General features: G+C 44.0%; 7 protein-coding genes. 4 read left to right on the top strand and 3 right to left on the bottom strand.

Going from position 1 to position 9,711, the window contains the following annotated elements; all coding sequences use genetic code 11:
* From F6K57_RS23705 to F6K57_RS23695, 3 genes are all read right to left on the bottom strand, one after another.
* Positions 1-1,530: ribonuclease J (locus F6K57_RS23705; RefSeq protein WP_293071034.1), on the bottom strand; the 1,530-nt coding region annotated here is incomplete at its 3' end.
* A gap of 351 nt (positions 1,531-1,881) precedes the next feature.
* Positions 1,882-2,766, bottom strand: coding sequence for a 4-hydroxy-tetrahydrodipicolinate synthase (dapA, locus tag F6K57_RS23700; RefSeq protein ID WP_293021095.1), 885 nt, complete (start codon positions 2,764-2,766; stop codon positions 1,882-1,884).
* 112 nt (positions 2,767-2,878) lie between these two features.
* Positions 2,879-3,916, bottom strand: a complete 1,038-nt coding sequence (locus tag F6K57_RS23695) for an aspartate-semialdehyde dehydrogenase (protein WP_293071032.1) — start codon at positions 3,914-3,916, stop codon at positions 2,879-2,881.
* A 1,162-nt stretch (positions 3,917-5,078) separates the two neighbouring features.
* Here F6K57_RS23695 and tig point away from each other — a divergent pair.
* The 4 genes from tig to F6K57_RS23675 form a co-directional block, all read left to right on the top strand.
* On the top strand, positions 5,079-6,512 hold the full coding sequence (tig, locus tag F6K57_RS23690) for a trigger factor (protein WP_293071030.1): 1,434 nt from the start codon (positions 5,079-5,081) through the stop codon (positions 6,510-6,512).
* 315 nt (positions 6,513-6,827) lie between these two features.
* Entirely contained in the window at positions 6,828-7,520 is a 693-nt protein-coding gene (gene clpP / locus F6K57_RS23685; RefSeq protein ID WP_293021169.1) for an ATP-dependent Clp endopeptidase proteolytic subunit ClpP, read from the top strand.
* Between the two features lie 13 nt (positions 7,521-7,533).
* Positions 7,534-8,880 carry an ATP-dependent protease ATP-binding subunit ClpX gene (gene clpX / locus F6K57_RS23680; protein WP_293021101.1) on the top strand — a complete coding sequence of 449 codons (1,347 nt, stop codon included), beginning with the start codon at positions 7,534-7,536 and terminating at the stop codon, positions 8,878-8,880.
* Positions 8,881-8,989: 109 nt separating this feature from the next.
* On the top strand, positions 8,990-9,711 hold a 722-nt coding region (locus F6K57_RS23675), incomplete at its 3' end, for an alpha/beta hydrolase (RefSeq protein ID WP_293071027.1).

Genomic DNA, 9,711 nt, shown 5'->3' with positions numbered 1-9,711 from the left:
TTCAATTCTTTTGATCACCAACTGTTGCAGGAGGGATGTTTCTAACGGTGAGACCACACCCCGCAGATGAATTTCTGGCTTGGCAAGGAGTTTGCCATCCCAACTGATTGCTGCAGCTACAGTCACTACTCCATCTCCAGCCAACTGCTGACGTTCTTTCATAACATTGTCATGAACAATACCAGTGCGGTCTACCAGTTCAATACCTGAGGGGACGTTACCTGTAATACTAATGCTGTCCTCAGATAACTCCACCACATCCCCATTGTCGGTAATCACAGTATTTTCCACAGGGATGCCCATACTATGAGCCATCTTGGCATGCTGAACTAGCATCCGATGTTCACCATGAACCGGCATAAAGAATTTTGGTCGTGTTAGAGCCAACATCAGTTTATGGTCTTCCTGAGCACCATGACCAGAAACATGAATGCCATGCTTACGACCATACACAACATTGGCTCCCAGCTTCATTAACCGATCAATGGTATTGACCACCGCAATTGTATTACCAGGAATGGGGTTGGCAGAGAAGACAACTGTGTCCCCTGCTTGGATTTGAATTTCTCGGTGTTCCCCTTTAGAAATGCGAGTCATTGCGGCTAGCGGTTCACCTTGAGAACCCGTTGTCAGAATCAGGATTTTTTCTGGCGCTATATTTTTAACTGCTTTTAACGGCTCAAACAAGTCATCTGGGCATTTAATGTAACCCAAGGTGCGAGCTTGGGCAATCACATTCAGCATGGAACGACCCACAATTGCCACCTTCCGGTTTTGTTTTTGGGCGATATCCAGGACTATACTTATCCGGTGAACTGAGGAGGCAAAGGTAGTCACTAGGACTCGTCCTGGTGCTTGGGCAATGGCCCGTTCTAGATTGGGATAAACCGAACGTTCAGATGGAGTATGTCCGGGAACTTCGGCGTTAGTCGAGTCACTCATCAAGCACAAGACCCCTTTTTCCCCATGTTCCGCTAGTCTTTGGAAATCGAAGAATTCTCCATCCACAGGGGTATGGTCAACTTTGAAATCACCTGTATGGATAATCACACCCAGTGGCGTATGAATGGCAATGGTAAAGCTATCAGCAATCGAGTGAGTGTTGCGAATAAATTCTACAAGGAATGAAGAACCGATACGTACCGTTTCACGGGGCATTACACGTTTCAATTCCGTGTGGTCAGCTACACCAGCTTCTTCTAGCTTGCCTTGAAGTAATGCCATGGCTAAGCGGGGTCCATAAATCACGGGAATATCAAACTGCTTTAAATGATAGGGAATGCCACCAATATGGTCTTCATGACCGTGAGTGACAATCATGCCCTTGATTTTGTGACGATTTTCCCGTAAATATGTCATATCGGGGAGGACGATATTAATTCCATGCATCTCATCATTAGGGAAGCCAATCCCAGCATCTAAGAGCAGGATTTCGTCATTGAATTCAAAAACACAAGTGTTCTTGCCAATTTCATGGAGTCCGCCTAGGGGAATAATTTTTAAAGCTGGTTTAGATGTTTGCTTAGTCATTTGAATCCTCTGAGTTTTTTTGCTAGTAAAAAAATGAAAAAACTGTTCCCAATTACCTTTGATTTGATCTATATAAGATCAAATCAATCACACAGATAAAGCAATGAATGAATGATGTATAGCTTTTTTAGATCAACTAATTATTAGCAAATAAACGGTAAAATAATAGAAACTAAAATAATAGTAAAAAATTAGGGATAAAGAAAGCCAAAATTCAATAAACAATTAATATATCACTAATCTCCCTCCCAATCCCTAACATAGTCTTCGCTAAGGATTCAGTCATCTTTCCTACCTTACAAAGCGAAGATAGATCTGATGAAAGGGAATTGGGACAAAATGAGTAATTATTTAAATTAAATCCAGCTCAATCAGAACCTCCTTTAAACGGGATTTTAATTCAGAGGGTAGCTCGCACAGCGGTGAGCGAAGACTACCCACCTGCCAACCTTGAAGTTCTAGTGCTGTTTTGATCGGGATAGGATTGGTAGTACAAAAGAGTACTTTAAATAAGGGAAAAAGCTTGAGGTGAATTTGAGTAGCCTCACTAGTTTTCCCCTCCTCAAAAGCTTGAATCATCTGTTGGATTTGGGAACCAACCAGATGACTGGCTACACTAACTACACCTGATCCTCCTAGTGCCAGGGTGGCTAGGGTAAAGGAGTCATCGCCAGAATAGATGGCAAAATCCGGTGGGGTTAAACGCCTAATTTGACTAGTCTGTTCGAAGTCGCTAGTAGCCTCTTTGACAGCTACGATATTAGGAATTTGGGCTAAACGAGCAATAGTTTCCGGTTGCAGATTTTGTCCTGTGCGACCCGGTACATTGTAGAGCATCAGGGGAAAGTCAGGACTCGATTTTGCGATCGCTTGGAAATGTTTGTATAGTCCTGACTGTGGCGGTTTATTGTAATACGGTACAACTTGTAATGATCCATCTAACCCTAGTTTAGCAGCTTTTTCAGTAGCAGCGATCGCTTCTTTTGTAGAATTTGAACCCGTTCCAGCAATTACCTTGGCTTTACCTGCAACTGCTTTTTGGACTACTTGGAATAGCTGGTACTCTTCATCCCAAGTAAGGGTAGGAGACTCCCCAGTGGTGCCACATACCACCAAAGTATCTGTCCCATTGTCAACCAAATGAGCTGCTAAGTGCTCTGCCACAGCATAATTGACGCTGCTATCTTCCCTAAACGGCGTAATCATCGCCGTTAGCACACGTCCAAAATTGACCACCCTTTTCTAACTCCTCATTAATTATTGGTCATTGGTCATTAGCCATTATTCATTAGTCATTGCTCTTTGGTCTAGCTTCTGTGCCAGAAGATTTTTTGCTGCCTACAAAGGACTAAGGACTAGGGACTAAGGACTTTAGCAAATTTTTGGCTACCAATAACTCAGCAATTTGCACTGCATTCAAGGCAGCACCCTTACGAATCTGGTCTCCACTCAACCAAATTTCGATACCACAAGGGTGAGAAAGGTCTTGTCGAATCCTACCCACTAGTACTTCGTCATTACCGGACGCATCAATAGGCATAGGGAAGTAGTTCGCCTGCCAATCTTCTACTAGTTTTACTCCAGGGGCAGTGGCTAATACTTCTCTTGCCTTAGCCACTGGCATGGGTTGGTCAAATTCTAGGTTAACTGCTTCTGAGTGAGCACGCAGTACGGGAACCCGTACACAGGTAGCACTAATTTTTAACTGTGGAGCCTTAAATATTTTCCGGGTTTCATTGACCATCTTCATTTCTTCCTGACAGTACCCCTGCTCATTTAAGGGGGAGTTGTGGGGGAACAAGTTAAATGCCAGGGGATAAGGAAAGCTTTCTGTTGGTGGTGTTTCTCCTTTCAAAATTGCCTGAGTCTGTAATTTTAATTCTTCCATTGCTTTCATTCCAGCACCACTAGCGGATTGATAAGTAGCTACCACTATCCGTTTTACTGGCTGTACCTGATGTAATGGCCATACTGCCATACCCATTAAAATCGTAGTGCAATTGGGATTCGCAATAATTCCTTGATGATTTGCTGCTGCCTCTGGATTGATTTCCGGAATCACTAGAGGTACTTGTGGATCCATCCGAAAGGCACTGGAGTTATCAATGACCACTGCACCACTTTCTACAGCAATAGCCGCCCAAGCTTTCGACGTTGCCCCCCCAGCTGATGCTAAGACCAAATCTACCTGATCAAAAGAGTGCTCTCCCACCGCTTCCACTCGTAACTTTTCTCCCTGAAAGGGGATGACACGACCAGCAGAGCGGGGTGAGGCTAACAGCTTAAGGTCAGCCAGTGGGAAATTTCGGCTTTGCAAGAGTAACCGTAGTTCTTCACCTACAGCACCAGTTGCGCCTAAGATGGCAAGGCGAACTTGACTAGACAAATGACTTTCCTCCACTCATTCAATTCAACATACTTAATCTTTTGATAATTTAATCAGTAGACTTCGCGACAGTTGTCAGGAGATAGGATACAGGAGACATAAAACAGTAACAATAATTGACGAAAACAGTATCAAAAAAATACTTTTGCCAGAGGTCTAGTGCATTCTTTAAGAGTATCTAAATTTTTTTCACCTTACTAGGTATTTAACCTCTGATAACGGTTCTGTATAGCAGGTAACCGCTATAAAAATTGATCCAAAATGTGATAATAAGGAAGAATTACGACCATATTAGAGCTGATTCGTCAAGTAAATCTTAAGAAGTATGAAAGCCTTGCTATGATTGTCTTTTGGGTATTAAATAGTTCAAATGTTCTATTTGAGCCCAAGCCTTATCCTACAATGATTACAGCGAGTTTACGAATCAGCTCTTAAGCCTTGATTTTCAGGACTATTGCACTTTTTTATCAATATTGTTGTAAATAATGCCTCCTTATTGATTCTTTCCCTTACCCTGTTCGCTATAGCCCATTGGCGTCTTAATAAAATGCCTGGAATGCCCAAATATTAATAAACTTATCAATTAGCGCGAGTTTAATCCCTCACACTGCCCTATTAAGCTCAGGCCAGAGTCATCGACTGGCGTGTTAGGTACACTTAAAAAGCTCTGATCGACTAAGAGCTTGCTTAAAGGCTGTAGTAACCACCTATAGATAGTATTCTCTACTGCCGTAAAAGAACTGGTAGATGTGCTTAACGCTTAACTGGTTGTTAGAATCAGCATACCATAATTGCTTTGGATTCTCCCGTCTAGTTCCATCCGAGGTAGAAATTGTCCATCTGTATCGATACTCGATAACCATTAATTTTCACCTCTACTCCTTTGGAGATCGGCGTTTTGACTCAAACCCCTTGAGAAATTCGTCCCTTGCGACTTTGTTGCCAAACCCTTTGATGAGAACCACCGCCGACTAGGGCAACTAGTGCATGTGGATAAATACCTTGGCTGACACAATGTAAATCTTTTTGGTGAATTTTGTTGGTCGAAGCAGGCAACACCTAAAGTAATATAGGAGTCCCCAGGTCGAATCTTTGATTCAGCCAGGTTGACTATCCATTGTCCCGACTCATTAAACAATTAACTCTTCACACCCAAGCGTCAATGAAAGTAACTCAGGAAAAACTTCCCGCTAGCCAGGTTGGTCTGGAAATTGAAATTCCAGCTGAAACGACCAAACAAGCCTATGAAAAGGTTTTACAGAACCTTTCCCGTACAGTCAAAATTCCTGGGTTTCGCCAAGGGAAGGTACCCCGTCAGGTTTTGCTACAACGTCTTGGTGCCCAACAGGTAAAAGCTGCTGCCATCGAAGATTTGCTCGACAGTAGTCTAAAGCAGGCGATTGAGCAAGCCCAAATTGAGGCACTAGGGAACTATAATTTAACCTCTACCTTAGAAGATTTGCTCAGCCAGTTCAAACCTGGAGAACCCCTAACCTTCAGCGCATCGGTGGATGTGCCACCAGTGGTCAATTTAGGGGAATACAATGGCTTAAGTGTGAAAGCTGAGGAAACTAAGGTTGAACCGGATGCCGTCGGTAATTTTCTCGAACAACGGCGTGTTGAGCAGGCTACCTTAGTACCAGTCGAATCACGCCCAGCCCAGATGGGAGATGTGGTCGTGGTGGATTACGTCGGTCGATTTACTGGTGATAGCGAAGAGGATGAAGGCTCAGTAATACCTAACGGTGAGGCTAAGGATTTTGAAATTGAACTTGGGGAAGGCAAGTTCCTAGAGGACATTCTTCAAGGCATCGTTGGTATGAATCCTGATCAGATTAAAGAAGTACCAGTGAATTTTCCTGAAGATTACCCCCTAGAAGATTTAGCTGGCAAGTCATCGGTCTTTAGCATCACCCTAAAAGAAATCAAGGAAAAAGAGCTGCCAGAGTTAGATGACGACTTCGCTCAAGAAGTTAGTGATAAAGAAACCTTGGCAGAGTTACGGGAATATTTACAGCAGGAGTTTCAGGAAAAAGCTGATCAAGAAACCCAAGCCAGCAAGGAGGAGGCTTTAATCAACGCTCTGCTGGAAAACGTTGAAGTTGACTTGCCTGAAACGCTAATTGACCAGGAACTCCAAACAATTTTGACCCAAACAGCCATCCAGATGCAACAGTTGGGCATGGATGTCAAAAGGCTGTTTACCGAAGAGAATCTACCACAGCTGCGAGAAAGATCACGTCCTGATGCCATCCAAAGCCTCCGACAATCCCTAGCCCTTAAGGAAATAGCTACACGTGAATCCCTAACCGTTGAAGATTCCGAAATACAAGGGAAAAGTAAAGAATTGATGAAGGAGTTGGCTGGTCAAGAGGTAGATCCGGATCGGCTGCGGGAATTCGTCGAGTCCGATTTGCTCAAACTCAAAGCCATTAAATGGTTAGAAGATCACGCTACTATAGAGCTGGTTCCCAAAGGAACCATCACCGAAGAAGAAACTGAAGCAGAAGACACGGCCGTTACAGTAACCGAGCTAGAAACAACGGATGCGGCTTCCCAGACTATTGAAGTACCAGCTGAACCTGTTTCTGAGTAAATCGTAGCGTTGGCCTTGTTGGTGATCTGCCCAGGGTAGAAGGTAGCGAGTTGCTAAGGTGTTGTGCATTTAACTTTGTATAATTCTGAGACTGAAACCCAAGGCTCAGCTTAGATCCCTTAGAAGAAACACGCCTTAGCTCAACAGCTTAGGCTTATAGATAAGCCTCAACTCTATAACCGTCAACTGTTGCACCAACAAGCAAACAGTTAAGGCATAATAGTTTCTATAGAGACTTTGACTTTATGCCTATTCGTGCCCTTGTTAGATAGCACCTTTATTAGTAAATCCAGAGGTCTTGACGAATTGTATCCTATGCTGCAATCTGTGTCCCCTCATTCCTCAATCACCAGCTTAAGTTCTCTAGACCAATACCAAATCACCTCCAGTAGTACTGTTGTACCAATGGTGGTAGAGCAGTCTGGAATGGGAGAACGAGCATTTGACATTTATTCGCGGCTGCTGCGAGAACGCATTGTGTTTTTGGGAACCCAGGTCGATGATGTGGTAGCTGACTCAATTGTTGCCCAACTGTTATACCTAGAAGCTGAAGACCAGGAAAAGGATATCCAATTGTATATCAACTCCCCAGGTGGCTCGGTAACTGCAGGGATGGCAATATATGATACGATGCAGCAAGTGCGCCCTGATGTGGTTACCATATGCTATGGCTTAGCTGCTAGTATGGGCGCATTTCTCCTAGCAGGGGGAGCTGCTGGTAAACGGATGGCATTGCCCAATTCTCGGATTATGATTCACCAGCCCCTTGGCGGTGCTCAGGGACAAGCGGTGGATATAGAAATTCAAGCTAAGGAAATTCTATACCACAAGCAAACCCTTAACGAATTACTGGCTAATCACACCCGTAAACCAGTGGCTCAAATTGCCGAAGATACCGAACGCGACTTTTTCATGTCAGCGGCGCAAGCTAAAGACTATGGTTTAATTGACCAGGTGATCTCCCGGCAGAATCTTCCTAACCAGGAAGCAGCTGTCGCTTCTATGTAGAAAGAGGCTTCTTATGTCTAAATACGACTCCCATCTAAAATGTTCCTTCTGCGGTAAGTCTCAAGAGCAAGTACGCAAATTAATTGCTGGCCCCGGAGTCTATATTTGTGATGAGTGTGTTGATTTATGTAATGAAATTTTAGATGAGGAGTTACTCGATTCCGGTGCGCCTGCTCCCCAGCCTGCTCCTCGACCAGAACCGGCTAAGAAACGTCGTCCCCGTGCCAACCGCATTTCCATGAATCAGATTCCCAAACCCAGGGAAATTAAACGGTATCTAGATGACCATGTGATTGGTCAGGAGGAAGCCAAAAAAGTTCTGTCAGTGGCTGTGTACAACCACTACAAGCGCCTAAGCTTGCTCCAATCTAAAGCTCAGGGTCAGGGTCAGGGAATAATGGATGATGGCATAGAGCTACAAAAGTCCAACATTCTTCTAATTGGTCCTACGGGTTGTGGTAAAACATTACTCGCCCAAACCTTAGCCAAAATATTAGATGTGCCTTTTGCTGTGGCAGATGCCACAACCCTGACAGAAGCTGGTTATGTTGGGGAAGATGTAGAAAACATCTTACTGCGACTATTGCAAGTGGCAGATCTGGATGTAGAGGAAGCCCAGCGGGGGATTATCTATATCGATGAAATCGATAAGGTAGCCCGCAAGAGTGAAAATCCCTCTATTACCAGGGATGTTTCTGGGGAAGGAGTCCAGCAAGCATTACTGAAAATGCTAGAAGGAACCATTGCTAATGTGCCCCCTCAAGGTGGACGCAAACATCCTTATCAAGACTGTATTCAGATTGACACCAGCAATATTCTGTTTATTTGCGGTGGCGCGTTTGTTGGTCTGGAGAAGGTGGTCGAGCAACGCCTAGGCAAGCGTTCCATGGGATTTATTCAGCCTGGAGAGCATAACTCGAAGGAAAAGCGAACAGCAGATATTCTGCGACACTTGCAGCCAGATGACTTGGTTAAATTCGGCATGATTCCCGAGTTCATTGGTCGTATACCAATGGTAGCGGTCATTGAACCCCTGGATGAGGAAGCCCTGATGGCAATTTTGACAGAACCCAAGAATGCACTGGTAAAACAGTATATAAAGCTGCTGAAGATGGACAATGTCAACTTGGAGTTTATGCCAGATGCAATTCGAGCGCTGGCCCAGGAAGCTTACCGTCGTAAAACCGGTGCTAGGGCGTTAAGGGGCATTGTGGAAGAATTGATGCTGGAAGTGATGTACGAGTTGCCTTCTCGTAAGGATGTCACTCGCTGTACAATCACTAGGGAAATGGTAGAGAAGCGCTCAACTGCTGAACTATTGGTTCATCCTTCTTCATTGCCAAAGCCAGAATCAGCATAGTAGTAATTTATCATTGGCCAAAACCAAATTTATCGGTTGTTAATTGTTAATTGTTAATTGTTAATTGTTGATTGTTGATTTTCAATTAACAAAGGACAAAGATCACAAAATGCCTTACATTCAAATTCGGGGTGTAGAACACTACTATGAATGGGTAAAGAAGTCAACACCTTGTGGAAATAAACCTGTGATGGTCTTTATCCATGGCTGGTGTGGCTCGTCTCGCTACTGGGAAAGTACCGCTAAAGCTCTATCCAATACCTTTGACTGCCTCCTATATGACCTAAGGGGGTTTGGTAGGTCAAAATTACCCCAACAGGGGACAAACTTGACCTATGAGATGGAGGACTATGCTGAAGATTTAGTGGTGTTGTTAGATACCCTGGGACTTGATCGTATCTATATCAATGCTCATTCCCTAGGGGCATCTGCTGCTACAATGTTTCTCAATCGTTATCCTGGGCGGGTTGAACAGGCAATTTTGAATAATAGCGGTATTTTTGATTATGACGAGAAATCCTTCACCGCTTTTCACAAAGTTGGTGAGTTAGTAGTTAAGTTCCGCCCCGGTTGGTTGTTAAATATTCCCTTAGCCGGTACCGTGTTCATGATGCGATTTTTGCACCATCCCCTACCTAGGGCAGTGAGCCGGGTTTTTTTGGCAGATTACCTAATGGCTGATTATGAAGCAGCTTTGGGAACAATGCTGACTGCGGTTAGTAAGTATGCGGCTGAGGTAATGCCTAATAAGTTCGCTCAGTTAAAGGTGCCAACCCTGCTAGTTTCTGGTGAATACGACAAAATTATTCCTTCAGCACTAGGGCGTAGAGC

Source organism: Moorena sp. SIO4A5, from assembly GCF_010672005.1.
In the GTDB taxonomy this organism is placed as follows: Bacteria; Cyanobacteriota; Cyanobacteriia; order Cyanobacteriales; family Coleofasciculaceae; genus Moorena.
Note: the sequence above shows the minus strand (reverse complement) of the source record. Positions and strands in the feature narration are given on the sequence as shown.